The following is a 24,683-nucleotide window of genomic DNA, read 5'->3' as shown; positions in this document are numbered from 1 at the left end:
CTGCACCTGTGATTTCTGAAACTGCCTGCCGCGACGGCGGTGCCGTTGTTTGCCGTCAGCAATACGGGTAGACTTCCTCCCCTTGTCTGTATAAGGAGTCATCACCATGAGCGAAACGGCAAGCTGGCAGCCGAGCGCACCCATTGCCAATTTGTTGAAACGCGCCGCCATCCTGGCGGAAATCCGGCGTTTCTTTGCCGATCGCGGCGTACTGGAAGTGGATACGCCTGCCATGAGCCAGGCGACGATCACCGACATCCACCTGGTGCCATTCCAGACGCGCTTCGTCGGACCTGGCGCGGCAGACGGGCGCGATCTGTGGCTGATGACCAGTCCGGAATATCACATGAAGCGCCTGCTGGCGGCGGGCAGCGGCCCGATTTATCAGATGGGGCGCTGCTTCCGTAATGAAGAGGCCGGGCGCCACCATAATCCGGAATTCACCATGCTGGAGTGGTATCGGCCGCACTACGACATGTATCGGCTGATGAACGAAGTCGACGACCTGCTGCAGCAGGTGCTGGAGTGCGACAGCGCCGAATCGCTATCGTATCAGCAGGCGTTTATCCGTCATCTGGAGATCGATCCGCTGTCGGCGGACAAGGCGCAGCTGCGCGAAGCGGCGGAAAAGCTGGGTGAGGGCGAGCTGGCGAATCGCGAAGACGATCGCGACACGCTACTGCAGCTGCTGTTTATGCTGGGCGTGGAACCGAAAATTGGTCTTGATAAGCCGTGCTTCGTCTATCACTTCCCGGCCAGTCAGGCGGCGCTGGCGGAGATCAGTACCGAAGATCACCGCGTGGCAGAGCGTTTTGAGGTCTATTACAAAGGCGTGGAGCTGGCCAACGGTTTCCGCGAACTGACCGACAGTCGTGAACAGCGTCAGCGTTTTGAGCAGGATAATCGCCGTCGCGCTGCGCGCGGTTTGCCGCAGCATCCGATTGATACTTACCTGCTGGATGCGCTGGCGCACGGCATGCCGGCCTGTTCCGGCGTGGCGCTGGGCGTGGATCGCCTGATTATGCTGGCGCTGAAGGCAGATGCGCTCAGTGAGGTGATCGCTTTCCCGGTCGATCGCAGCTAGTTACGCCGCGGTTCTGCACACCCGGCCGCGGCTCAGCGATGGCGCTGTCCGCGGCCGGGTGCGTTTACGGCGAGGTATTATTGGCCGCTTCCGGAAACTCCTGGATGGTAACCGGCAGCGTCATCTTCTGCTCATTGCGCAGCACCTGCACATCAATCACCGATCCCGGGCGGATTTCCGCCACCTGGTCCATGGTCTCCTGCGCGGACAGCGCCGGCTTACCGTTTACCTGCAGCAGGACATCATTGGCCTGAATGCCGGCGCGATCCGCCGGACCGCCCGGCGTCACTTCACTAACAATAATGCCCTGCACCCGATCGAGGTTGCTGCCCTGACCGTGCAGCGGCGGCAGCTCGCGCCCGGTAATACCGATATAACCGCGGATCACCCGGCCATCGCGAATCAGCTTATCCATAATTTTGGTCGCCAGCGCGGTCGGAATGGCAAAACCAATGCCTTCCGGAGTTTCGCCGTCGTTGCTTTTGTCGAAGGTCAGCGTGTTGATGCCCATCAGCTCGCCCAGCGAGTTAATCAGCGCGCCGCCGGAGTTCCCCTGGTTGATCGAGGCATCGGTTTGCAGGAAGTTCTGCCGACCGGAGGAGCTCAGACCGATGCGGCCGGTGGCGCTGATGATGCCCTGGGTGACCGTCTGGCCGAGGTTATACGGGTTGCCAATCGCCATCACCACATCACCAATATGCGCGACACGTTTGGCGTTAATCGGGATTACCGGCAGATTGGAGGCGCTGATTTTTAACACCGCCAGATCGGTCATGGCGTCGGAGCCCACCAGCGTCGCTTCAAAAAAGCGTCCGTCCTGCAGCGCGACGATAATCTGGTCAGCGTTATTGATGACATGTTTGTTGGTGAGGATGTAGCCTTTCGCGTTCATGATGACGCCGGAACCGAGCGTGGTAATGCCGCGATTATTGTTACCGTGCGCGCTGCGGTTATAGACGTTGACCACCGCCGGCACAGCGCGGCGCACGCCCTGATTGAAACTGAAGGGCGCTTCATCGGCGCTGCTGTCGTGATCAAAGGTGACGTTGCTGCCCATTCGCAGCGCCGGGATCGCGACAAGCAGTAAACCTGCCACGATCAGGCCCATCACCACAGAACGTAAAAGTTTAAGAAACATGGTGTTATTTCAGGCAAGAGTTGATCGCAGGGCAGAATAGCACGAGAAGGGCGGACAAACACCTGCTTGTCCGCCCGTTGCGAGGATTATCGCAGAAGCAGGTAAATACTCTCGTCGCCGCGCACCACGTTCAGCGCCAGTACCGGCGGTTTGCCCTCCAGCACTTTGCGCATCTCGGCGAGGCTCTGCACCCGCGTACGGTTGACGCCGACAATCACATCATCTTTCTGCAGGCCAACCTGTTCTGCCGGCGTGCCTTTTTCGATGGTATCGACTTTGACCCCTTTATCGCCGGCTTTGGTATTGCCGTCACTGAGCGTGGCGCCCTGCAGCGCCGGCGACATCAGCTGGGCGCTGGCGGTGCTCTGCGCGCTCTGTTCCAGCGTTACGGTCACCGTCAGCGGTTTGCCATCGCGCAGCAGACCGATTTTCACCTGCTGGCCTGGCGGCGTAGTGCCGACTTTCACCCGCAGCTCGGCAAAGCTGGTGATTGGCTTATCGTTAATGGCGGTGATGATGTCGCCCGCTTTGATGCCCGCCTGTTCCGCCGCCGACTTCGGCAGCACTTCAGAGACAAATGCCCCGCGCTGCGCATCGACGTTAAACGCTTTCGCGATATCGGCGGTCATTTCTGTCCCTTTGATCCCGAGCTGACCGCGCTTCACTTCGCCGAACTGAATCAGCTGCTGCGCCAGATTCATCGCCATATTGCTGGGGATGGCAAAGCCAATACCAATGTTGCCGCCGCTCGACGCCAGAATGGCGGTGTTAATGCCGATCAGCTCGCCGTTGAGGTTCACCAGCGCGCCGCCGGAGTTGCCACGGTTGATGGCGGCATCGGTCTGAATAAAGTTCTCCAGCCCTTCCAGATTCAGCCCGCTGCGGCCCAGCGCCGAAATAATGCCGGACGTCGCCGTCTGGCCGAGGCCGAACGGGTTGCCGATCGCCACGGCGAAGTCACCCACTTGCAGCGCGTCAGAATCAGCAATTTTCACCTGCGTGAGGTTTTTTGCGCCTTCTACCTGAATCAGCGCGATGTCGGTTTGCTCGTCATGACCAATCAGCTTTGCGTCATATTCGTTGCCATCGCTCAGCTGCACGCTGATTTTATCCGCACCGTTTACCACGTGATTGTTGGTCAGAATGTAGCCTTTGGCCGCGTCGATGATGACGCCGGAACCCAGTCCTTCAAATGGCTGTGGCTGAGACTGGCCGGGCGCCTGGCCAAAGAAGCGCTTCAGCGGCTCGGGAATATCCTGGCCCTGCTGACCGCTGTCGGTGCCCTCGACATGCACGCTGACCACCGCCGGCAGCACTTTTTCCAGCATCGGTGCCAGGCTTGGCAGTGCTTGTCCCTGAATCTGTGCCGGCAACGTGGCCATGGCACCCGGCGTCGCCGCCAGACTCATCCCAATGCTCAAGGCTAATGCGCTTAACAGTCGTGCTGGTTTTTTCATTGCTATGACGCTCTCGCTGCGAAAAGGGGGATAAAAAAAGTGTGACAGTTATTGGTAATAAGCGTTCGGAAAACAAAAAGGGCACAGCCATGCTGTGCCCCAAAAGGATTAACTGCGGGTGGTGCGTTCGCCGCTGCGCAGCAGGCCCGATGCGCCTTCAGAGTAGTCGCGCGGGATCTGCACCGGCGCCTGGTCGTTATCGGCCTCGGCTTCCGTCAGCTGGTAAGCAAACGGGTTTTTCTCGCCCGGCAGATTTGGCAGCAGGTCATTCGACCCTTTCGCCATGTGCTGATACAGCTGGCGATAGTCGCGCGCCATGTTGTCCAGCAACTCTGCGCTGCGCGCAAAGTGGTTGGTGAGCTCTTCGCGGTAATCCGCCAGCTCCGCTTTGGATTTTTCCAGTTCGTACTGCATGCTGCGCTGCTCACGCAGCTTTTTGTTGCCAAAACGCATCGCTACCGCGCCGACAATAATGCCAATCACTAAACCAATCAGCCCGTATTCCCAGGTCATAATGACTCCCGTGTAATTTCCGTTGCTTCGTAGGGCATTGCTTCTGTTTCAACTTCAATAGTAGCCACTATACCCGTTAATCCATCGGAAGTGGAATCCTCGGGCTGTATCGCTTAGTGTAGAGCGGCCTAATTTTCGACAACCGACACGTGAATCGGACTTTTTCAGGGATTCTGAGAGAACCATGCAAACCTCATCTCCGCTTGCGCGCTATGAGCAGGCGCTGTCGCAGGGCGAGTTTCGTCCGGACGATGTACAACGTGACGCCATCACCCGTTTAGATCGCATTCAGCAAGGCCTGATTGCCCGCCAGCAGCAGCCGCAACCGGCAGCTAAAGGGCTGTTTGGCCGCTTATCGAAGCTGATGAATAAAGCGCCGGAGAGCCATGAAGCGCCGGTGCGTGGCCTGTATATGTGGGGCGGCGTCGGACGCGGTAAAACCTGGGTAATGGATCTGTTTTTTCAGTCTATTCCTGGCGATCGCAAACTGCGTCTGCATTTCCATCGCTTCATGCTGCGCGTGCACGAAGAGTTAACGCAGCTGCAGGGCCACAGCGACCCGCTGCTGATTGTCGCTGACCGTTTCAAAGCGGAAACCGATATTCTCTGTTTCGACGAGTTTTTCGTCTCCGACATCACCGACGCAATGCTGCTTGGTACCCTGATGGAAGCGCTGTTTGCCCGCGGCATTACGCTGGTGGCGACCTCCAACATTCCGCCGGATGAGCTGTACCGCAACGGCCTGCAGCGGGCGCGTTTTCTGCCGGCTATCGAGCAGATTAAGCGCCACTGCGATGTGATGAATGTCGATGCCGGCATTGATTATCGCCTGCGCACCCTGACATCGGCCCATCTGTGGAATTTCCCGCTTAACGACGCGACGCACGCGGAGATGGAGCGCATGTTCAGCGCGCTGTCCGGTAAACCGCGCGGCGACGCGCCGGTGCTGGAGATTAACCATCGCCAGTTGCCGACGCTCGGCGTTCACGAAGGCGTACTGGCCATCAACTTCCTCGCGTTGTGCGGTGAAGGGCGCAGCCAGCACGATTACATCGAGCTGTCGCGCCGCTTCCACAGCGTGCTGCTGTACGATGTGCCGGTGATGATTTACAAAACGGAAGACCAGGCGCGGCGGTTCCTCGCGCTGGTGGATGAGTTCTACGAGCGCCACGTCAAGCTGGTGGTGGCGGCAGAAACCTCGCTGTTTGAAATCTATCAGGGCACGCGGCTGAAATTCGAATATCAGCGCTGTCTGTCGCGCCTGCAGGAGATGCAGAGCGAGGAGTATCTTCGCCTGCCGCACCTGCCCTGAGGGGCAAACAGAAATCACCGCTTCGGGCGCAAAAAGAGTCGATCTTTAGATTCGACTTCTCTATAATCTTGCGACCCCACGTTACAGCACAGGCTTTCTTTTCCCGGAAAACTGTGTGATCCGGTAACTCTACCTGAGGGGGTGGGCTTGCTGGGCGAATTGGTCGTGTGAGCCTCAATCGTTAACTTAGCGTTTGGGATTTCACCAACGTGTAACTTTTATTTGGGTAAGCTTTTCAATGAAAACTTTTACAGCTAAACCAGAAACCGTACAGCGTGACTGGTATGTTGTTGACGCAACTGGCAAAACCCTGGGTCGCCTGGCGACTGAACTGGCGCGCCGTCTGCGTGGTAAGCACAAAGCGGAATACACTCCGCACGTTGATACCGGTGATTACATCATCGTTCTGAACGCTGACAAAGTTGCTGTAACCGGCAACAAGCGTAACGACAAGATTTACTATCACCACACTGGCCACATCGGTGGTATCAAGCAAGCGACCTTTGCAGAGATGATCGAACGCCGTCCTGAGCGTGTGATTGAAATCGCGGTTAAAGGCATGCTGCCAAAAGGCCCACTGGGTCGTGCTATGTACCGTAAACTGAAAGTTTACGCAGGTAACGAGCACAACCACGCGGCGCAGCAACCGCAAGTTCTTGACATTTAATCGGGATTATAGGCAATGGCTGAAACTCAAAACTACGGCACTGGTCGCCGCAAAAGCTCTGCCGCTCGCGTCTTTATCAAGCCGGGTAGCGGTAACATCGTAATTAACCAGCGCTCTCTGGAGCAGTACTTCGGTCGTGAGACTGCACGCATGGTCGTGCGTCAGCCGCTGGAGCTGGTTGATATGGTTGGTAAACTGGACCTGTACATCACCGTTAAAGGTGGTGGTATTTCTGGTCAGGCTGGTGCGATCCGTCACGGTATCACCCGCGCTCTGATGGAATACGACGAGTCTCTGCGTTCTGAACTGCGTAAAGCGGGCTTCGTTACCCGTGACGCGCGTCAGGTTGAACGTAAGAAAGTCGGTCTGCGTAAAGCACGCCGTCGTCCACAGTTCTCCAAGCGTTAATTGCTGGCTGCTTCGGCAGTTACAATTGGCTCAAAAAACCCGCTTCGGCGGGTTTTTTATTGCCTGAACTGCCGCTTTTTCAGCGTAAAAACGCGAGCTTTCCCCGCATTTTGCCCGCAAATGATTATCCCCGCCCCACAAGCTGCTTAAAATCTGGTAAACTGACTGACACTTTGCGCCCGCGAGTCGCGGCGTTGTGCATGCTGCGCCTGTCGGGACGACCGGACGATGCGCGTAACGCCCGGCTGTGTGCGAATCTGATGAGCAGGTGAGTCGCCGCGTGGCTGGCCATTCGCAGTATTTTTTTGTGAACAAACTTGGAGGTTTTCATGGCTGTCGCTGCCAACAAACGTTCGGTAATGACGCTGTTTTCTGGTCCGACTGACATTTTCAGCCATCAGGTACGTATCGTGCTGGCTGAGAAGGGCGTCAGCGTGGAGATCGAGCAGGTTGAAACGGATAATCTGCCGCAGGATCTGATTGACCTCAACCCGTATCGCACTGTGCCAACGCTGGTCGACCGTGAACTGACGCTGTATGAATCCCGCATCATCATGGAATACCTCGATGAGCGTTTCCCGCATCCGCCACTGATGCCGGTTTATCCGGTCGCGCGCGGTGAAAGCCGTCTGATGATGCACCGCATTGAGCAGGACTGGTACAGCCTGATGCGTACCATTGAAACCAGCAGCGGTGCCGAAGCCGATGCCGCGCGCAAGCAACTGCGCGAAGAGCTGCTGGCCATTGCGCCGCTGTTCTCACGTACGCCGTTCTTTATGAGCGAAGAGTTCAGCCTGGTTGACTGCTATCTGGCGCCGCTGTTGTGGCGTCTGCCGCAGCTGGGTGTGGATCTGGCTGGCGCTGGTTCGAAAGAGCTGAAAGGCTACATGACGCGCGTATTTGAACGTGACTCCTTCCTCGCTTCTTTGACGGAAGCCGAACGTGAAATGCGCCTGCAAGCCCGGGGCTAATCTATGGAAATGTCGCAACTTACTGCCCGCCGTCCCTATCTGCTGCGGGCCTTTTATGAATGGCTGCTCGACAACCAGCTGACGCCGCATCTGGTGGTGGATATCAATCTGCCTGGCGTACAGGTGCCGCTGGAGTACGCTCGTGACGGACAGATTGTCCTGAACATCGCACCGCGCGCGGTGGGTAACCTTGAGCTTGCCAACGATCAGGTGCGCTTCAATGCGCGTTTCGGCGGCGTGCCGCGCCAGGTATCCGTGCCGATGGCTGCGGTGCTGGCGATTTACGCGCGCGAAAACGGCGCCGGCACCATGTTCGAACCGGAGCCTGCTTATGAGCTGTCCGGCGACGAGCAGGAAGGCGGCCAGGAAGAGACGCTGATGTCGGTGATTGATGGTGACCGTCCGGACGATGCGACGGATGACGACTCTTCACCGGATGATGAACCGCCGCCGCGCGGTGGACGTCCTTCACTGCGCGTAGTGAAGTAAATCGCGGAAAATAAAAAACGGGCTGATTAGCCCGTTTTTTTTATGCTTGTGTCGCGGCGCGGCTTAGCGCGCAGCAGACCAAAGGAAGCGTAGCGCTCCCTTTGTACCGATCTTAATAAACGTCGCGCAGATAACGCTTATCTTTCTTCAGCTGATCGATATAGGCTGCGGCACGCTCGCTGGAAAGACCACCGAACTGACGCACCACTTCATACAGCGCGGCGTCGACGTCCTTCGCCATGCGTGAGGCATCGCCACAGACGTAGAAGTAGGCGCCTTCCTGCAGCCAGGCGTACAGCTCAGCGCCTTTCTCCAGCATGCGGTTCTGCACGTAAATCTTCTCTTCCTGATCGCGGGAGAAGGCCAGGTCGAGATGCGTCAGCAGACCGCTCTGCTGCCAGCCCGCCAGCTCATCCGCGTAAATGTAATCATGTTCCTGATGCTGGTCGCCGAAGAACAGCCAGTTTTTACCTTCAGCGCCGGTCGCCTGGCGCTCCTGCAGGAAGGCGCGGAACGGCGCGATGCCGGTACCCGGACCGACCATGATCAGCGGGGCGTTATTGTTCGCCGGCACGCGGAACGCTTTGTTCGGCGAAATAAAGATCGCCGGCTTCTCTCCGCGACGCACGCGTTCAGCCAGATAGGTCGAGCACACGCCTTTACGCTCGCGGCCACCGCTGTGATAGCGCACGGAAGCGATGGTCAGATGCACCTGGTTAGGGTGCGCCTTCGAGCTGGACGAAATGGAGTAAGCACGGTGCTGCAGCGGACGCAGCATCGCCACCAGCTCCGGCACCGACAGATTACGCTTCAGCTCGAGCTGCAGCAGATCCAGCGTATCTTTACCCCACAGCCAGTTGGCCAGCGTATCTTTATCGTCGTGCTGCAGGACGTGCAGCAGCTCCTGGTTGGTGGTGTGCTGTCCGACCCACTCAATCAGCTTGCGCGACGGCTCAGAAATCTCGAACTGATAGGTCAGCAGATCGCCGAGGTTACGGTCAAAGCCCGGCACCGGGGTTTCGTAGTCGGCTTTCAGCTCGCTCAGCAGCAGACTTACCAGCCCGGCATCGTTCACCGGGATCACGCCCAGCGCATCACCGGCTTCGTATTTCAGGCCGCTGTCGCTCAGGTCAAATTCGAAGTGACGGATATCTTTGGCGGACTGCTCGCCGGACAGACGCTTATTGGTCACCAGCGCCGCCGCGTATGGGTTTTGCTTGTTGCTGCCTGGGATTACCGGCGCTTCCGGCGCGCTCTCCAGCACCGTGCCGCTGCTGCCCGCGCTGGCGGCAAACTGTGGCATGGCGCTGCCAATCCACTCGCTGGAAGGCTCTTCGTAATCGATGTCGCAGTCGATGCGATCCACCACGCGTTTCGCCCCCAACTGCTCCAGGCGCATATCAATGAACTTACCGGCCTGGCAGAAACCGTCGTAGCCGGTATCGCCGATTGCCAGCACGGCAAAGTGCATCTGCTCCAGACGCGGCGCGGTGCTGGCTGAGATGGCCTGCCAGAACAGCTGTGCGTTGTCTGGCATTTCGCCTTCGCCGTAGGTGGAGGTGACGATCAGTACATGACGCATGGTGGCGAACACATCCAGATCCACTTCACCCAGTGCCTGCACTACCGGCACCAGGCCTTTAGCGCGCGCCGCCTTGGCTGCGGTCTGCGCCAGCGCTTCGGCGTTACCGGTCTGGGAACCAAACAGAATATGCAGCTGGGTGGTGGCGCTGGCGCCCGCTGCCGGTGCGGTCTGCTTATCTTCTAATACCAGCAGGCGCGAGTGGAGACCGGCGAGAAACCCCGCCAGCCAGTATTTCTGTTCGCCGTTGAACGGCGCGTCTTCAGGAATGTAAGGAATCTTCATGGATATCAGTACTCAAACCGTTTTATCATCATCAATCTTCTTTCGCAGCACAATCAGGAGAGTTTCCCGACCGCGGCGGCAATCTCTGGCAGTGCGGCGCGTGCAAACAGCTCTTCAAAATCAGGCAGATGGCCCAGCACCTCACGGTTGCAGGCGTCCTGATAAATGATCCAGCCATAGGTTGCCAGGCTGTCCATGGAGCGAATGTTGCGCTGCGTCAGCGCGGCTTTGTAATCCGACATACGCTTGGCGGCGATCAGGCTTGCCAGCTCATCATCGCTGTAGCTCTCAATGGCCGCACGGGCATGACGCTGCAGTTTGCTGACCAGCGCGAAATCTTCGGTCATCAGCAGGTTGCGAACCGCTTTCTCGACTGCCGCGTCTTCCACCGCTGTGCCTTTCGGCAGTTTGCCCAGCGCCAGCTGCTGCGCGAAGCTCAGAACGGTGTAGTTATTCAGCAGAACAAACATCTCCTGCGTATCGGTCGCGCCGTAGGCCGGTACCGCACCGTCGGCGATGGTTTTGCCCGCACGCCAGGCTGATTTGAACTTGGCAACCTGATGCGCGGCCAGCGACGTGGACAGTTCTTCCAGCAAATCCTTACGCGTTTTCGCTTTCAGGATCTCGCCGCCGTCCTGATACAGCAGCAGCGAGCGTGGCATCACGTAAACGAAGTGCTGACACTCGGTTTCCCAGTTCTCCAGCAGCCACGCCGCGCGCGGCGACTGGGTGGCTTCGACGTGCCAGTGCAGCATGGTCAGCACTGCCTGCTTGTGCACCTGCGCCATTTCGTCTTCGTCAGCGATGGAGCCGAACAGCACCGAATCACCGGCGGCGTGCGCGGCCAGGGAACGGTACGGATCGTACTGATAGGCGAAGCCGCCGCTCATGCCGTTACCGAAACCTTTACCAAAGGTGCCGAGGTTAAGAATCGCGCCGTTAGTCATGTATTCACAGCAGAAGTCGCCGACGCCTTCCACCACCGCGGTGGCGCCCGAGTTACGCACGGCGAAACGGTCACCGGCCTGGCCCTGAACAAACAGACGACCGCCGGTCGCGCCGAATAGCGCAAAGTTACCAATCAGCACGTTGCCGTCGCTGTCCTGTGCGCCGCCGCCCGGTGACATCACCACCAGTTCGCCGCCACACTGACCTTTACCGACGCCATCGTTACAGGTGCCGTAATGCTTCATCTGCATGCCGTCGTTGCAGAACGCGCCAAATGACTGACCGGCTGACCCGCGGGTATCAATCTGCACCGTGCGCGGTGCCAGATATTTCCGGCCACGGTCATCCTGCAGTACCGCCGGCAGCGCGGCCAGCTGCTGCGCCGACAGCTCGTGGTTCAGCATGCGCTCAATATCGATCGCCAGCTGACCGCCAACGCTCTTGTTACGGTTGTTCAGCGTTACGCCGTTACCCAGCGTAATCTCGCGGCGGGCAGCATCAACCAGCTGCGCTTTCAGCTCATCTACCCAGCCATCGTCCAGCTCGAAATCTTTTTCCAGATACACCGGCTGAGCAATCTTCTGCTCCGGCACCACGGTCAGCATGGCGCGCAGATCGAGTTTGCCCACTTCCAGCGGATGATCCATCAGGTGTAGCAGGTCAGAGCGGCCGCGCGCTTCACGCAGCGAACGCAGACCGAGGCGTGCGAGGAACTCACGCACTTCCTGCGCCACGTTGATGAAGTACTGCGCCAGCTGACGCGGATCGCCATCGAAGGCTTCAGCGTTAGTGGTGAGGCCAGCCGGGCATTTGACGTTGCAGTTTTTCGCCATCACGCATTTCAGCATCATCAGCGCGGTGGTGCCGAACTCGAAGCTGTCGCCGCCGAGCAGCGCCGATTTGATCACGTCGCTGCCGGTCTGCTGTGCGCCGGAGCAGCGCAGCTGCACTTTGTCACGCAGCCCGTTAGCGCACAGCGCCTGGTGTACTTCGGCGATACCGATTTCCGCCACGCGCCCGGTGTATTTCAGGCTGGTGACCGACGCCGCGCCGGTGCCGCCGGTGTTACCGGCGACGTTGATGACGTCTGCGCCGGCTTTTGCCACGCCGACTGCGATAGTGCCGATGCCTTCAGACGACACCAGTTTGACGATAACGCGCACGCGTGCCGCTTTACAGTCGTGGATCAGCTGCGCCAAATCCTCGATGGAATAAGTATCGTGATGCGGCGGCGGTGATACCAGCTCAACGCCCGGCGTACCGCCACGCGCGGCCGCAATCTCCACCGTCACTTTCGGTGCTGGCAGCTGACCGCCTTCGCCCGGTTTAGCGCCCTGGCCAATTTTGATCTCCAGCTCTTCCAGCATCGGGTCGGCCAGATAAGCCGCCCATACGCCGAAACGACCGGACGCCAGCTGTTTGATGCGCGATGCGCGAATGGTGCCGTGACGTGAATAGTGTTCGCCACCTTCACCACAGTTACTCATTCCGCCCACCATATTGGTGCCGTGCGCTACCGCTTCGTGCGCCGGCGCGACCAGCGCGCCGTGGCTCATGGCGCCTGAGGCGAAGGTACGGGTGATTTCGTGCGCCGGCTGGATCTCTTCCAGCGGCAGCGAGGGCAGCGCGGTAAAGATTTTCGCCAGATAGTCTGCTGCCTGACCGTAAGCGGTAATGTGCAACACGCCTTCAGTGATGCTGCTGCTTTCGATCTCATCGTTAAAGCGGGTTTTCAGCGCGCGTGACAGCGCGGCCAGACGCTCGCTCTCCGGCTTCAGGCCGGCAATAGCATCAATCAGACGCAGCTCAAACTGGTTGAGGCTGCCGTTCACCGCTTCGCAGCGCAGGCCGCGAATGGCGAAGCCGTTGTTGACCAGCGAGTAGCGGCCCAGCTTGCGGCCAAATTCGGCTTCGCTGTCCACGTGGGTCAGATCGCACGGCAGCGCGAGGATGTCGCGCAGCGCCGCCGGACGACGCTTACGCTCGGCGTGCATCAGGCTGGAGAACTGACGGTAATCCGGCGTGATAGCAAAGCTGTCGATCACCGCATTCGGGATGCGCTCGAAGCTGCTGTCTTTAAACGACTCGGCTTTGATGCTGAACGCGTTGTCCAGCCTGGCCAGCGTCATCAGACGGATAAAGTTGTCCTCTTCGCGCGCTTTGTCGGCGAAACGAATCGGCTGCTCTGTCATATCAATAAAGGTACGTACTGCGATGGTGCCATACGAGTGGCCCGCACCCTCAGAACGTTCTTTGAACAGACCCAGCAGTGGCACTTCGGCTTCGCCCTGAATTTTCAGCGCGCTCTGGTGCCAGTCCACCGCCATCTGCGCGATGGCCGGGAAGCCCGCGCCGCCCACCGGGGTTTTGATATTCGGGAAATATTTCTTCAGCACCGGATCTTCGGTATCGAGGAAGTTCGGCTCGAAGAACTCACCGCAGCTGTAGCTCTCAACGGTACACAGGCCCACTTTGCCCATGGTTTTCATCAGCGCTTTTTCTGCCGCTTTGGCATAGCGTTTGAACGCTTTGTTGCCTTCTTCACCTTCGCCAAACTTCTCTTCTGCACGCATCTGTACGCCCAGCGGATACACGGCAGAGGCGCCGAAGCCGAGCGTGGCGGCGATATGGTGTGAGGAGATGCTCTGACCGCTCTCGACCACCAGTGACACATCCAGACGCAGGCCTTCCTGCACCAGACGCTGGTTGATGGCCGATACCATCAGCAGCATCGGAATGGCAGCATGGGTTGAAGAGATATGGCGATCGGTGATCACCGCGATGCCGCCCTGCTGACGGGCAAAATCCACCACCTGCTGCGCCAGGTTATCGATAGCGTTTTCCAGCGCTTTGGCGTTGGCGGCGCGGCTGACGATGTCTTTACCGATGACCGGCTCATACAGCATCTCGAAGCGCGCATACGGCGCCACTTTCTGCTCGCGCAGACGCAGCATGTCCAGATGCGTCAGGATTGGGCTTGGCACGATGATCTGCTGGCCTTTACTGCGGCCGAGGTGCGGTTTAGCGCCGAGCGCCACGCGCAGCGTCATGCCGTCCGCTTCACGGATGGAGTCGAGCGGCGGGTTGGTGACCTGTGCAAAGCGCTGCGAGAAGTAGTGCGCCATGCCGCCTTCATGATCGGACAGGCCATTGATGGCGTTGCCGTAACCCATCGCGGAGATCTTCTCAGCGCCGGTTTGCAGCATCGGGTCCATCATGAATTTGAAGCTTTCCTGGTTGTAGTAGTAAGCCACAAAGCGCTGATAGGTTTTCAGGTCGCCGCGATAGCGCAGCGGTGAGCCGAGTTTCTCTGCCGGCACTTCCGGCAGCTGCTGCAGTTCAACGCGTGCCGCCTGCACCAGGGAGAGATAATCTTTTTCTGCCGCCAGCTTTTCCAGCGCCTGCACGGTGGTGTAAGAGCGTTTCTCTTTGTGATCGTAATAGAGCATGCCGCCAGCTTCGATACGGCCACGGCGCAGCACGCTCTCCGGTGGGAAGGCGATCTGGCCGGCTTCTGACATCGCACCGATATACTCAGCGGTTTCGACGGAGCGCAGCGGACGCAGGCCAAGACGGTCCAGCCGTGCGCCAATCACTTCGCCGTTACCGAAGATCAGCGCGGCGGGGCCGTCGTTCTTCTCTTCATACAGCGAGAAGTATTCCAGCATGGCGCGCACTTCAGCCGACAGCGAGGTGTCGTTTTCCCAGGCCGGCGGCATCATTGAAACCACGGCGTTGATCAGATCGAGGTTATCTTCCATCAGACGGCTGTGGATGCTCTGATCGAGACGCGAACTGTCAGACTGGCCTTTTGGCCGCACGATCTTTTTGCCGCGCGCCAGCATCAGTGCCGCTTCCGCGATGCGGTTTTTACGGTCCGTGTTCAGCTCACCGTTGTGCGCCATCAGGCGGAACGGCTGCGCCATCGTGGTATGCGGATCGGTATTGGTGGAGAAGCGGGTATGGAAAAACAGTCCGCGCACCTGATGATCGGGATCGGTCAGATCTTTGAAGTAAGGGATCACTTCGTTGGAGTTCAGGCGGGCTTTGAACACCTGAGTGCGCGACGACAGCGACAGCGGATAAAGACCGCCGAATTCGCTTTCGGTAAAGGCGCGTGCTTCGATGTCCAGCAGCGCACGGTAAATGTGGCGCTCGAAGTCGCTCTGCTCGGTAACGTCCTGCGGTGCGGCAAACACCCACTGCACGATCGGCAGCTGGAACTGCTGTGCGGCCGGGCGCGTGACGCTGTTGTCCAGCGGCATATCACGCTTCAGCAGCACCGGGAAGTTGTAAGCGGCCAGCGTCTCTTCAACCAGACGCTCTGCGTTCGCGCGCAGCGCCGCATCTTTTGGCACAAAGAAGTTGCCCACGCCAAAGCGGCCCGCTTCCAGCGCCTGACCGGTCAGCTTACGGAAGAAGTTCAGGGAGAGGTCAACGTTAACGCCTGCACCATCGCCCACACCCTCTGCAGACATCCCGCCACGGTGCGGTACCGTGCACAGGGCGCTATGCGCCATCTGCAGGATTTCATGGGTCTGCTCGCCGTCCTTGCGGGTAATGAAACCTACACCACAGCTGTCGCTTCCTGCTGATGGATCATACAAACCCCAGGGGTTAGGTTGTTGAGTGGACATTGAGGGTCTCCTTAAACTGCTTTAGACATTACCTGCATTATTTCAGGCACAGAGCGCTGCTGCGTGCTGTATCAATTTGTTTTCGCGCGCTTTTACGCGGACGTCGCAACACCGGACAACGACAATCAAGGCACTGATTTACGTCCTTGATTGGCTGTCCATAAAATCCGGTCTCTAAGGGAGATAACTTGCATCCAGAGGGAGTCTTCTTGCTGCATAGATATGCCGAGACACAGTCCCGACTGGAAAGCATCCAGCGGAATTCCAACTTATCGGGAAAGCGAACTCAGGTCAAATAGCCAGCTTTATTACGGTTAATCAGCCTTTTTGCAATTTAACTGTATGATTATTATGTTTTTATTACGTAAATATATGTCAATCTGACCTTTCTGATTCCCTTATGAAGTGTGAGCCGTCTCACTGTGTGATCGGCCTCATATTTCCAGACCATGCTGTTGAATATGGGGATGCCAGCACAAAATTCTGTTTGGACCGTTTCGTGCACAGCATGTATCTGTTTTTCTTATGGCGGAACATTTGAATCAAAACGCGGTTGCCATTAGTAAAATTAATTAACCAGGGTGTGATTAAAACAGCACTTAAGCTGAATGGATATGCAATAACGGAAGGCAACCATCAGGAGGGATGGCTGCAGAAAGCGGATGCGCCGGGCACGCGGCACCGGGACCCGCAAAAGCGCGGCCCTCCAGATTATTCAGTTGGCAGAATTAGTCAAGCGCTTTAGGCATAAAGCCGCGAACGTCGGCGAAACGCCGCGCTGCTGCACCATAACAGGGCGTAAAGTCAGTCCGCACGGCGCGTGCGGCGGCGCAGCGCGCGGATAATTACGCTATGATGAGCCAGATTCGTTCAGGGAGCGCGTAATGAAACAGATTCGTCTTTTAGCACAGTACTACGTGGATTTAATGGTCAAGCTCGGGCTGGTGCGGTTTTCGCTGCTGCTGGCTTCGGCGCTGGTGGTGCTGGCAATGGTGGTGCAGATGGCGGTCACCATGGTGCTGCGTGGCCACGTTGAAAGTATCGACGTGGTGCGTTCAGTGTTTTTTGGCCTGCTGATTACCCCATGGGCGGTCTACTTTCTCTCCGTGGTGGTCGATCAGCTGGAGGAGTCGCGCCAGCGGCTGTCGAAGCTGGTGGACAAGCTGGAGGAGATGCGCACGCGCGACCTTGAACTGAATCAGCAGATGAAAGAGACCATCAGCCAGCTGAACCAGGAAATCAGCGACCGTATTAAAGCAGAGCAGGCGCGCGAGCAGGTGATGGATAAGCTGCGCGAAGAGATGACGCGGCGTGAACAGGCGCAGATTGAGCTGGAGCAGCAATCTTCCTTCCTGCGTTCGTTCCTCGACGCCTCGCCCGACCTGGTGTTCTATCGCAACATCGACAAACAGTTCTCCGGCTGTAACCGCGCCATGGAACTGCTCACCGGCCTGAGCGAGAAGCAGCTGATTGGCCTGACGCCGCGCGACATTTATGACGAAGATGCCGCCACCAAAGTGCTGGAGACCGATGAGAAGGTGTTTCGCCACAATGTGTCGCTCACCTATGAACAGTGGCTGCAGTATCCGGACGGGCGCAAAGCCTGCTTTGAAATCCGCAAAGTGCCGTATTACGACCGCGTCGGTAAGCGTAGCGGCCTGATGGGCTTCGGACGCGATATTACCGAGCGTAAGCGCTATCAGGACGCGCTGGAGAACGCCAGCCGTGAAAAGACCACCTTTATCTCCACCATCAGCCACGAGCTGCGCACGCCGCTTAACGGCATCGTCGGGTTAAGCCGCATCCTGCTGGATACCGATCTCAACCAGGAGCAGCTGAAGTACCTGAAAACCATTCACGTCTCGGCCATCACGCTCGGCAATATCTTTAATGATGTGATCGAAGTCGACAAGATTGAGCGGCGCAAAGTGCAGCTGGATAACCAGCCGCTGGATTTCACCGGCTTCCTCGCCGACCTGGAAAACCTCTCCGGCCTGCTGGCGCAGCCGAAAGGGCTGAAGTTCGTCATGGCACCGGAATTGCCGCTGCCGCACAAGATCTCCGCCGACGGCACGCGCCTGCGCCAGATTCTGTGGAACCTGATCGGCAATGCCGTGAAGTTTACCCGGCAGGGAGAAATCGTGGTGCGCGTCGCCTATCGCCAGGACGAAACGCTGCACTTTGAGGTGCAGGACTCCGGGATGGGCATTCCGCAGGAAGAGCAGGACAAAATCTTCGCCATGTATTACCAGGTGAAAGATCAGCACGGCGGTAAACCGGCCACCGGCACCGGAATTGGCCTGGCGGTGTCACGCCGGCTGGCGCAGGCGATGGGCGGCGATATTACTGTTAGCAGCGCACCGGGGCAGGGCTCGTGCTTTACCGTGGAAATCCACGCGCCGCGCGTGGCGGATGAAGTGGAAGATGAGGATCAGGACGACAGCATGCCGCTGCCGGCGCTGCACGTGCTGCTGGTAGAAGACATCGAACTCAACGTGATTGTGGCGCGCTCGGTACTGGAGAAGCTGGGTTGCAGCGTGGAGGTGGCGATGACCGGCGGTGAGGCGCTGGCGATGTTCGATCCGCAGGAGTTCGACCTGGTGCTGCTGGATATCCAGCTGCCGGACATGACCGGCCTCGATGTGTCGCGCGCCATTCATCAGCAGCACGCCGGCGTGACGCTGCCGCCGCTGGTGGCGCTGACTGCCAACGTGCTGAAGGATAAAAAAGAGTATCTCGATGCCGGCATGGACGATGTGCTGAGCAAACCGCTGGCGGTGCCGGCGCTGACCGCGATGATCAAAAAATTCTGGGATTACCAGGCCGAAGCCGAAGCGGTGGTGAGTGACACCGACGCGGAACAGTCACGCACGCTGCTGGATGTAGACATGCTGGAGCAGTATATCGAGCTGGTTGGTCCGGGGCTGATCACCCAAAGCCTGACGATGTTCGAGCAGATGATGCCGGGTTATCTTGAGGTGCTGGACTCCAACATGATGGCGCGTGACCAGAAGGGCATCGCCGAAGAGGGGCACAAGATCAAAGGCGCGGCGGGCTCCGTCGGCCTGCTGCATCTGCAGAAACTGGCGAAACAGATTCAGTCACCGGAATTGCCGGCCTGGTGGGATAACGTGCAGGAGTGGGTCGACGAGCTGAAACACGAGTGGCGGCACGACGTTGAAGTATTACGGAACTGGGTTGCGGAGCGGGAAAAATAGCGCGGGCCAGAAAAAAAATGACCCCAGTCGAAACCGGGGTGCGCGAATACTGCGCCAACACCAGGGAAATGGGCGCTGCTGCTATTATTAGAAATCGAATACAAAAGCAACAGCGTGGTATTGGTTAACGCTTCAAAATCACCTTAGCAAATTCGCCACAGCTTGTGACAAGATTCATTAAATTGTGTGATGTTGAGCAGCGTTTAAATACAGAAAACATTAATTTGCTGACACAGTCAAGCAAGGAATCAATTTCTTTAGCGTATTGCACTATTTTTGAGCAAATGTCCGGTTTTTTGCCTGGTTTTCCCACAGTCGCGGTCCGGAAAGCGCTGCGCGGCGAAGGGAAACGGCAAAAAGCGCAGCGCAACGGTCTTTTTTATGCTCATGTTATTGATTCTAATAATGAATAACCAGATTTTGTGGCGGTTATCCAAAACGTTTTGGAAACCCCCGGCTGAAAGTTCCAGTTCGGGCATTGAACGGTTAGCGTAAACCGGATGGGCGATAAAACGTTTTACATGTTGCGCCCTGGCCTGAAGCGTAATTGTCGCTATTTGCGCCGTGTTTTTCAGAATGGTCTCGGTTGTCAATGAACATCTTCACTGACTACTAAAGATGATAGTTAAACATCGTGAAAGGTTTAACGTGAGCGGTATCACAATCGGTTAAGTATTTATGCCTGTGCGCGCTGCGCGATTTTTCTGCATGGAACCGATTCCTTTTTGCCGGAAGTGCTTGATGCGACTGGCTCTAATAGAGGAACGATGGTTGCCCGCGCAATGAGTTTGGCTGGTGGTCGCGATGCCGCAGAGATAAAATTCCGGCTTGCATCACCGCTATTTGAAATCATGACCTGAGTAATTGATTAATCCAGGGAACCGGTAAGAGACGATTGCATGAGTAAGAGTAAAGGGAAGATGGTCCAGCGCCTGAAGCGGCTGGCTGGCAGGGTGCTTCTGGCATGGCTGGGTCTGTGGCTGGCCGGTATTGTGCTGTTCGCATTTTTGCCGGTGCCGTTTTCGGCGGTAATGGTGGAGCGGCAGCTTGGCGCGTGGTTGAGCGGACGCTTCGATTATGTCGCCCATTCAGACTGGGTGGGAATGGATGAGATTTCACCGTGGATGGCGCTGGCGGTGATCGCCTCGGAAGATCAGAAGTTTCCTGAGCACTGGGGCTTTGACGTGCATGCCATTCAGCAGGTGCTGGACAATGACGGCAGCGAACGGATGCGCGGCGCATCAACGCTGTCTCAGCAGACGGCGAAGAACCTGTTCTTGTGGGATGGCCGCAGTTGGGTGCGCAAAGGGCTGGAGGCCGGGCTGACGGTGGGGCTGGAAACGGTATGGACCAAACGCCGCATTCTGACGGTGTACCTGAATATTGCGGAGTTCGGTAATGGAGTGTTTGGTGTGGAAGAGGCATCGCAGCGCTATTTCCACAAGCCTGCCAGTCGGCTGAGCATGGCGGAAGCCGCTTTGCTGGCGGCGGTGCTGCCGAATCCGATTCGCTTCCGCGCGGATGCGCCGTCCGGCTACATTCGTCAGCGCCAGCAGTGGATTATGCGCCAGATGCGCCAGCTGGGGGGCGAGGGTTTCCTCAACCGTTACCAGCTGCACTGACGCGGTTAGTCTTCGTCAAAACCGGCTTCAAACAGCTCAATGACCGCGGCCAGCGCCTGGGTTTCCTGTGGGCCGCTGGCCTCGATTTCGATATGACCGCCTTTAGCGGAGTCGAGCATCAATAGCGCAATCACGCTGCTGGCTTCGGCTTCGGTACCGGCCTCGTTACGCAGCAGCACTTCCGCATCAAAACTCTGCACCAGCTCAAACAGCTTCATCGCCGGGCGCGCATGCATACCCAGCTTATTTCGAATCTCAACGGTTTGCTTCACGGTCATGATTTGCGTTTTTCCAGGGTGCGATGACGGGACTGCACATTCTTACCGCGCGAACGGAAATAGTCTGCCAGCTGTTCGGCAATGTAGACCGAACGGTGCTTACCGCCGGTACAGCCAATCGCCACCGTCAGATAGCTGCGGTTATTGGTTTCCAGCATCGGCAGCCACAGCTCGAGATAGCTGCGCGTCTGGTAGATAAAGTTGTGCACTTCGGTGTGACGATCGAGGAAGGCCGCCACCGGACGATCGAGCCCGGTCATCGGACGCAGCTTCGGATCCCAGTGCGGGTTAGGCAGGAACCGCACGTCAAACACGTAATCGGCGTCGATCGGGATGCCGTGCTTGAAGCCGAAGGATTCAAACACCATGGTGAGTTCACGCTCACGCTTGCCCAGCAGGCGCGTGCGCAGCATTTCTGCCAGCTCATGCACCGACATCTCTGAGGTATCGATGATCAGATCGGCACGCGAGCGCAGCGGCTCCAGCAGATCGTTCTCCTCATCAATGGCGCTTTCCAGCGACAGATTTTTGCTGGAGAGCGGATGCAGGCGGCGCGTGTCGCTGTAGCGGCGGATCAGCGTGTTGCGATCGGCGTCCAGAAACAGCAGCTGTGGCGAGAACGCTTCCGGCAGATTGTTCAGTGCCTGCTCAAACACCTCCGGCGATTCCGGCATGTTGCGCACGTCAATGCTGACCGCCGCTGAGATATTGCGCTCGGTTAAGGTGTTCGCCAGCTCCGGCAGCAGCACCACCGGCAGGTTATCGACACAGTAGAAGCCCATATCCTCAAGGGCGCGCAGCGCGACTGATTTTCCTGAGCCTGACCGACCGCTAACGATCATCAGCACCATCACATTTCTCCCGTGTTAAACCGGCACGCAGGCCGGTAAAAGTGTCTGTCGCTTAAGCGTGATCTTCCTGAGCTTCTGTAATGATGGCGTAGAGCTCTTCATCGCTCTGTGCCGCGCGCAAACGGCGGCAGACGGTTTTATCCGCCAGGCGTTTCGCCACCAGCGACAGGGTGTGCAGATGGGTTTTGCACTGGTCTGCGGGCACCAGCAGGGCAAACAGCAGGTCAACCGGCTGGTTGTCGACGGCGTCAAAGGCGATAGGCTGGTCGAGGCTGATAAACACGCCAACGGCGCGCAGCGTATCCTCCTCCAGCTTGCCGTGCGGGATGGCGATGCCGTTGCCAATGCCGGTACTGCCCATGCGTTCACGGGTCAGGATGGCTTCAAAAAGCGTCTGGTGCGGCAGATTGAGCTGCTTAGCGGCCAGCTCGCTGATAATTTCCAGCGCGCGCTTTTTACTCTGGCAGTGTACGCCGCTGCGGGTGCAGTCCAGCGAAAGGACCGCGCTCAATTCCAGTGTCAGATCGTTGTTCATCATCGTTTCACTTGCGTGTTCACATAGCCGTAAGGCACGTACCGGGACACCGCGAACGGGCAGGGCAGGTGACTGCAGGCGCTTGCGCAGATGACAAAACGGGGCGGTGACCCGCCCCATTTCTCCTCTGAGTGCTGAACCCGTCAGCACTCTGCAAGCGTGAAGGTTAGTGTTTTTTCAGTTTGTCTTTGTGTTTGGTCAGCTGACGGGCCAGCTTGTCAATCAGCCCGTCGATGGCCGCGTACATGTCTTCCGCTTCCGATGTGGCGTGCAGCTCCCCGCCGTTGACGTGCAGGGTTGCTTCCGCAATCTGCGTCACCTTCTCCACTTTCAGAACAATATAAACCTGATTGATACGATCAAAATAGTGTTCCAGTTTGGCAAATTTGTTATTTACAAATTCGCGCAGTGGGTCGGTTATCTCAACATTCAGTCCGGTAAGGTTTAGCTGCATAGGTCTTCCTTCTTGTTTCGGTCAAACCAGCTGCTTGCGCTGGTTTGATGGCGGTATAGATAAAGACTCGCGATACTTAGCAACCGTACGTCGCGCCACCATGATGCCCTGTTCAGATAACATGGAGGTCAGTTTGCTGTCGCTCAAGGGTTTTGCGGGATTTTCCGCGGAGATTAATTTTTTCACCAGTGCACGGATCGCCGTCGACGAGGCTTCGCCACCGCCTTCGGTGCTGACGTGACTGGAGAAAAAATACTTCAGTTCAAAAATGCCACGCGGGCTGTGCAAATACTTTTGCGTGGTGACGCGGGAAATGGTGGATTCATGCATATCCACGGCCTGGGCGATATCCGCCAGCACCATCGGACGCATATACTCTTCACCCTGTTCAAAAAACGCCTGCTGCTGTTCGACAATACAGCGCGTCACTTTCAGCAGCGTGTCGTTGCGGCTCTCCAGGCTCTTAATCAGCCAGCGGGCTTCCTGTAAGTTGCTGCGAATAAACTGACTGTCACTGTCATTACGCGCAGAACCGCCCATCGCGGCGTAATGCTGATTGATCTTCAGGCGCGGCAGGCTGTCAGCGTTCAGCTCCACCGTCCAGCGCGTGCCAGTCTTGCGCACCAGCACATCGGGAATCACATACTCGGGCTCGCTGGTATTAATGGACTGCCCGGGGCGCGGATCGAGCGACTGAATCAGCAGCATCGCTTCCTTCAGCACCTCTTCTTTCAGCCGCGTCACGCGCATCAGGCTGCGGAAATCGTGGTTAGCCAGCAGGTCGAGATGCTCGCTGACGATCAGCCGTGCTTCGTTCAGCATCGGCATATCGGCCGCATACTGCGACAGCTGCACCAGCAGGCAGTCACGCAGATCGCGTGCGCCGACGCCCACCGGATCGAAACGCTGTACGCGCTTCAGCACCGCTTCCACCTCTTCCAGCGTCAGCTCTTCGTCACCAATACTGTCACAAATGTCCTGTAAGCTGACGGTGAGATAACCGGTATCGTCGATGGCATCGACGATGGAGGTAGCGATGGCGCGGTCGGTGTCGGTGAACGGCGTCAGTTCTACCTGCCACATCAGATAGTCCTGCAGCGACTGCGTGGTTTCACCCTGATACACCGGCAGCTCGTCGTCCTGGTAATCGGTGCCGGTGCCGGAGGGCGTACCGGCCGTGTAGATCTCGTCCCAGGTGGCATCGAGCGGCAGCTCTTCCGGCATCTCTTTCTGTTCGAGTGCCTCACGGGTATCTAACGCCTCGTTCTCCTGAAATTCGCGGGCATCGACTTCATCGTGCAGATCGGTTTGTTCAAGCAGCGGATTGCTTTCCAGCGCCAGTTGCAGTTCCTGCTGGAGTTCAAGCGTAGAGAGTTGCAGCAAGCGGATTGCCTGCTGCAACTGGGGGGTCATCGCCAGCTGTTGGCTGAGCCTGAGTTGCAAACCTTGCTTCATAATCCGGCTAGAATTTCCTAAGCAAATGTCGGGTATGCCGACACCTTATCAGAGTCTGAACTCTTCGCCCAAATAAACCCGCTTAACCTGCTCATCTGCAAGAATTTCATCTGGCGTGCCGTGGGCAATCAGATGGCCCTGGCTGACGATATATGCGCGCTCACACACCGCGAGCGTTTCACGCACGTTGTGGTCGGTGATCAGCACGCCGAGGCCGCTGTCACGCAGGTGTTCGATGATCTTTTTGATATCGATAACGGAGATGGGGTCAACGCCGGCAAAAGGTTCATCCAGCAGGATAAACTTTGGATTGGCGGCCAGCGCACGGGCAATCTCGACGCGGCGACGTTCACCGCCCGACAGCGCCTGGCCCATGCTGTCGCGCAGATGACCGATGTGGAACTCGTCCATCAGCTCATTGGCGCGATCCTGACGCTGCTCTTCCGTCAGGTCGTCACGCACCTGCAGTACCGCCATCAGGTTGTCGTAGACGCTCAGACGGCGAAAGATCGACGCTTCCTGCGGCAGATAACCGATGCCGCGCCGCGCGCGCGCATGCAGCGGCAGAATACTGATATCTTCTTCATCAATAATAATGCGGCCGGCATCACGCGGCACGATGCCGACCACCATGTAAAAGGTGGTGGTTTTACCGGCCCCGTTGGGGCCCAGCAGGCCGACAATCTCGCCGGATTTCACCTGCAGGCTGACATCTTCTACTACGCGACGGCCTTTGTAGGCTTTCGCCAGGTTTTCAGCGACTAATGTGGCCATAGCGA

20 protein-coding genes are annotated in these 24,683 nt (G+C 57.7%); 8 read left to right on the top strand and 12 right to left on the bottom strand.

All coding sequences use genetic code 11. The features are described 5' to 3' along the window. The first annotated feature begins 106 nt into the window (after positions 1 to 106). Positions 107 to 1,084, top strand: coding sequence for an elongation factor P--(R)-beta-lysine ligase (gene epmA / locus F3J41_RS13000; protein WP_021507760.1), 978 nt, complete (start codon positions 107 to 109; stop codon positions 1,082 to 1,084). A 64-nt stretch (positions 1,085 to 1,148) separates the two neighbouring features. Here epmA and degS read toward each other — a convergent pair whose 3' ends face one another. From degS to zapG, 3 genes are all read right to left on the bottom strand, one after another. After that, entirely contained in the window at positions 1,149 to 2,222 is a 1,074-nt protein-coding gene (gene degS / locus F3J41_RS12995) for an outer membrane-stress sensor serine endopeptidase DegS (protein ID WP_021507759.1), read from the bottom strand. Positions 2,223 to 2,308: 86 nt separating this feature from the next. Beyond that, complete coding sequence (degQ, locus tag F3J41_RS12990; RefSeq protein WP_088516008.1) at positions 2,309 to 3,679, bottom strand: serine endoprotease DegQ; 1,371 nt, start codon at positions 3,677 to 3,679, stop codon at positions 2,309 to 2,311. Positions 3,680 to 3,787: 108 nt separating this feature from the next. Beyond that, positions 3,788 to 4,192, bottom strand: a complete 405-nt coding sequence (gene zapG, locus F3J41_RS12985) for a Z-ring associated protein ZapG (protein WP_021507757.1) — start codon at positions 4,190 to 4,192, stop codon at positions 3,788 to 3,790. A gap of 184 nt (positions 4,193 to 4,376) precedes the next feature. On the opposite strand from zapG, the gene zapE reads away from it, so the two are divergent. The 5 genes from zapE to sspB all read left to right on the top strand — a co-directional run bounded on the left by zapE (position 4,377) and on the right by sspB (position 8,039). Next, complete coding sequence (gene zapE / locus F3J41_RS12980; RefSeq protein ID WP_058759600.1) at positions 4,377 to 5,504, top strand: cell division protein ZapE; 1,128 nt, start codon at positions 4,377 to 4,379, stop codon at positions 5,502 to 5,504. 238 nt (positions 5,505 to 5,742) lie between these two features. Beyond that, on the top strand, positions 5,743 to 6,171 hold the full coding sequence (gene rplM / locus F3J41_RS12975) for a 50S ribosomal protein L13 (protein WP_021507755.1): 429 nt from the start codon (positions 5,743 to 5,745) through the stop codon (positions 6,169 to 6,171). Positions 6,172 to 6,186: 15 nt separating this feature from the next. Beyond that, a complete protein-coding gene (gene rpsI, locus F3J41_RS12970) occupies positions 6,187 to 6,579 on the top strand; it encodes a 30S ribosomal protein S9 (RefSeq protein WP_021507754.1) in 393 nt (130 codons plus the stop codon). Between the two features lie 329 nt (positions 6,580 to 6,908). Then, complete coding sequence (gene sspA, locus F3J41_RS12965) at positions 6,909 to 7,550, top strand: stringent starvation protein SspA (protein WP_021507753.1); 642 nt, start codon at positions 6,909 to 6,911, stop codon at positions 7,548 to 7,550. Between the two features lie 3 nt (positions 7,551 to 7,553). Beyond that, on the top strand, positions 7,554 to 8,039 hold the full coding sequence (gene sspB / locus F3J41_RS12960; RefSeq protein ID WP_021507752.1) for a ClpXP protease specificity-enhancing factor: 486 nt from the start codon (positions 7,554 to 7,556) through the stop codon (positions 8,037 to 8,039). Positions 8,040 to 8,151: 112 nt separating this feature from the next. On the opposite strand, the gene F3J41_RS12955 is transcribed toward sspB, so the two are convergent. Further along, complete coding sequence (locus F3J41_RS12955) at positions 8,152 to 9,906, bottom strand: sulfite reductase subunit alpha (protein WP_058770697.1); 1,755 nt, start codon at positions 9,904 to 9,906, stop codon at positions 8,152 to 8,154. Positions 9,907 to 9,959: 53 nt separating this feature from the next. Then, positions 9,960 to 15,491, bottom strand: a complete 5,532-nt coding sequence (locus tag F3J41_RS12950; protein ID WP_166711381.1) for a glutamate synthase-related protein — start codon at positions 15,489 to 15,491, stop codon at positions 9,960 to 9,962. 884 nt (positions 15,492 to 16,375) lie between these two features. On the opposite strand from F3J41_RS12950, the gene arcB reads away from it, so the two are divergent. Then, complete coding sequence (gene arcB, locus F3J41_RS12945) at positions 16,376 to 18,709, top strand: aerobic respiration two-component sensor histidine kinase ArcB (protein WP_058780373.1); 2,334 nt, start codon at positions 16,376 to 16,378, stop codon at positions 18,707 to 18,709. 257 nt (positions 18,710 to 18,966) lie between these two features. On the opposite strand, the gene F3J41_RS12940 is transcribed toward arcB, so the two are convergent. After that, complete coding sequence (locus F3J41_RS12940; protein WP_127833598.1) at positions 18,967 to 19,302, bottom strand: hypothetical protein; 336 nt, start codon at positions 19,300 to 19,302, stop codon at positions 18,967 to 18,969. Positions 19,303 to 19,608: 306 nt separating this feature from the next. On the opposite strand from F3J41_RS12940, the gene mtgA reads away from it, so the two are divergent. Then, positions 19,609 to 20,331 carry a monofunctional biosynthetic peptidoglycan transglycosylase gene (mtgA, locus tag F3J41_RS12935; RefSeq protein WP_127833599.1) on the top strand — a complete coding sequence of 241 codons (723 nt, stop codon included), beginning with the start codon at positions 19,609 to 19,611 and terminating at the stop codon, positions 20,329 to 20,331. A 5-nt stretch (positions 20,332 to 20,336) separates the two neighbouring features. On the opposite strand, the gene npr is transcribed toward mtgA, so the two are convergent. The 6 genes from npr to lptB all read right to left on the bottom strand — a co-directional run bounded on the left by npr (position 20,337) and on the right by lptB (position 24,678). After that, a complete protein-coding gene (gene npr, locus F3J41_RS12930) occupies positions 20,337 to 20,609 on the bottom strand; it encodes a PTS phosphocarrier protein NPr (protein WP_058759594.1) in 273 nt (90 codons plus the stop codon). Further along, positions 20,606 to 21,460 (bottom strand): RNase adapter RapZ, encoded by an 855-nt coding sequence (gene rapZ / locus F3J41_RS12925; protein WP_021507744.1) that lies wholly within the window; start codon positions 21,458 to 21,460, stop codon positions 20,606 to 20,608. The genes npr and rapZ overlap by 4 nt, the downstream gene beginning before the upstream one ends. A 52-nt stretch (positions 21,461 to 21,512) precedes the next feature. Beyond that, positions 21,513 to 21,995: a PTS IIA-like nitrogen regulatory protein PtsN gene (ptsN, locus tag F3J41_RS12920; protein WP_031279741.1), complete on the bottom strand. Its 483-nt coding sequence runs from the start codon at positions 21,993 to 21,995 to the stop codon at positions 21,513 to 21,515. 166 nt (positions 21,996 to 22,161) lie between these two features. Next, a complete protein-coding gene (gene hpf, locus F3J41_RS12915) occupies positions 22,162 to 22,449 on the bottom strand; it encodes a ribosome hibernation promoting factor (protein ID WP_010618250.1) in 288 nt (95 codons plus the stop codon). A gap of 21 nt (positions 22,450 to 22,470) precedes the next feature. Then, entirely contained in the window at positions 22,471 to 23,904 is a 1,434-nt protein-coding gene (rpoN, locus tag F3J41_RS12910; protein ID WP_031279740.1) for an RNA polymerase factor sigma-54, read from the bottom strand. Between the two features lie 48 nt (positions 23,905 to 23,952). Beyond that, positions 23,953 to 24,678, bottom strand: a complete 726-nt coding sequence (lptB, locus tag F3J41_RS12905; RefSeq protein ID WP_010618248.1) for an LPS export ABC transporter ATP-binding protein — start codon at positions 24,676 to 24,678, stop codon at positions 23,953 to 23,955. Between the last annotated feature and the right edge of the window lie 5 nt (positions 24,679 to 24,683).

The sequence above is a fragment of the Pantoea sp. Ap-870 genome, from assembly GCF_011752515.1.
Classification (GTDB): Bacteria; Pseudomonadota; Gammaproteobacteria; order Enterobacterales; family Enterobacteriaceae; genus Pantoea; species Pantoea dispersa.
Note: the sequence above shows the minus strand (reverse complement) of the source record. Positions and strands in the feature narration are given on the sequence as shown.

Excerpts from the sequence above, each read along its gene's own strand:
- F3J41_RS12950 (WP_166711381.1), bottom strand. The coding sequence starts at position 15,491 with ATGTCCACTCAACAACCTAACCCCTGGGGTTTGTATGATCCATCAGCA.
- F3J41_RS12955 (WP_058770697.1), bottom strand. The coding sequence starts at position 9,906 with ATGAAGATTCCTTACATTCCTGAAGACGCGCCGTTCAACGGCGAACAG.
- zapE (WP_058759600.1), top strand. The coding sequence starts at position 4,377 with ATGCAAACCTCATCTCCGCTTGCGCGCTATGAGCAGGCGCTGTCGCAG.
- zapG (WP_021507757.1), bottom strand. The coding sequence starts at position 4,192 with ATGACCTGGGAATACGGGCTGATTGGTTTAGTGATTGGCATTATTGTC.
- lptB (WP_010618248.1), bottom strand. The coding sequence starts at position 24,678 with ATGGCCACATTAGTCGCTGAAAACCTGGCGAAAGCCTACAAAGGCCGT.
- epmA (WP_021507760.1), top strand. The coding sequence starts at position 107 with ATGAGCGAAACGGCAAGCTGGCAGCCGAGCGCACCCATTGCCAATTTG.
- rapZ (WP_021507744.1), bottom strand. The coding sequence starts at position 21,460 with ATGGTGCTGATGATCGTTAGCGGTCGGTCAGGCTCAGGAAAATCAGTC.
- npr (WP_058759594.1), bottom strand. The coding sequence starts at position 20,609 with ATGACCGTGAAGCAAACCGTTGAGATTCGAAATAAGCTGGGTATGCAT.
- sspA (WP_021507753.1), top strand. The coding sequence starts at position 6,909 with ATGGCTGTCGCTGCCAACAAACGTTCGGTAATGACGCTGTTTTCTGGT.
- rpsI (WP_021507754.1), top strand. The coding sequence starts at position 6,187 with ATGGCTGAAACTCAAAACTACGGCACTGGTCGCCGCAAAAGCTCTGCC.
- rplM (WP_021507755.1), top strand. The coding sequence starts at position 5,743 with ATGAAAACTTTTACAGCTAAACCAGAAACCGTACAGCGTGACTGGTAT.
- sspB (WP_021507752.1), top strand. The coding sequence starts at position 7,554 with ATGGAAATGTCGCAACTTACTGCCCGCCGTCCCTATCTGCTGCGGGCC.
- degQ (WP_088516008.1), bottom strand. The coding sequence starts at position 3,679 with ATGAAAAAACCAGCACGACTGTTAAGCGCATTAGCCTTGAGCATTGGG.
- degS (WP_021507759.1), bottom strand. The coding sequence starts at position 2,222 with ATGTTTCTTAAACTTTTACGTTCTGTGGTGATGGGCCTGATCGTGGCA.
- mtgA (WP_127833599.1), top strand. The coding sequence starts at position 19,609 with ATGAGTAAGAGTAAAGGGAAGATGGTCCAGCGCCTGAAGCGGCTGGCT.
- arcB (WP_058780373.1), top strand. The coding sequence starts at position 16,376 with ATGAAACAGATTCGTCTTTTAGCACAGTACTACGTGGATTTAATGGTC.
- hpf (WP_010618250.1), bottom strand. The coding sequence starts at position 22,449 with ATGCAGCTAAACCTTACCGGACTGAATGTTGAGATAACCGACCCACTG.
- ptsN (WP_031279741.1), bottom strand. The coding sequence starts at position 21,995 with ATGAACAACGATCTGACACTGGAATTGAGCGCGGTCCTTTCGCTGGAC.
- rpoN (WP_031279740.1), bottom strand. The coding sequence starts at position 23,904 with ATGAAGCAAGGTTTGCAACTCAGGCTCAGCCAACAGCTGGCGATGACC.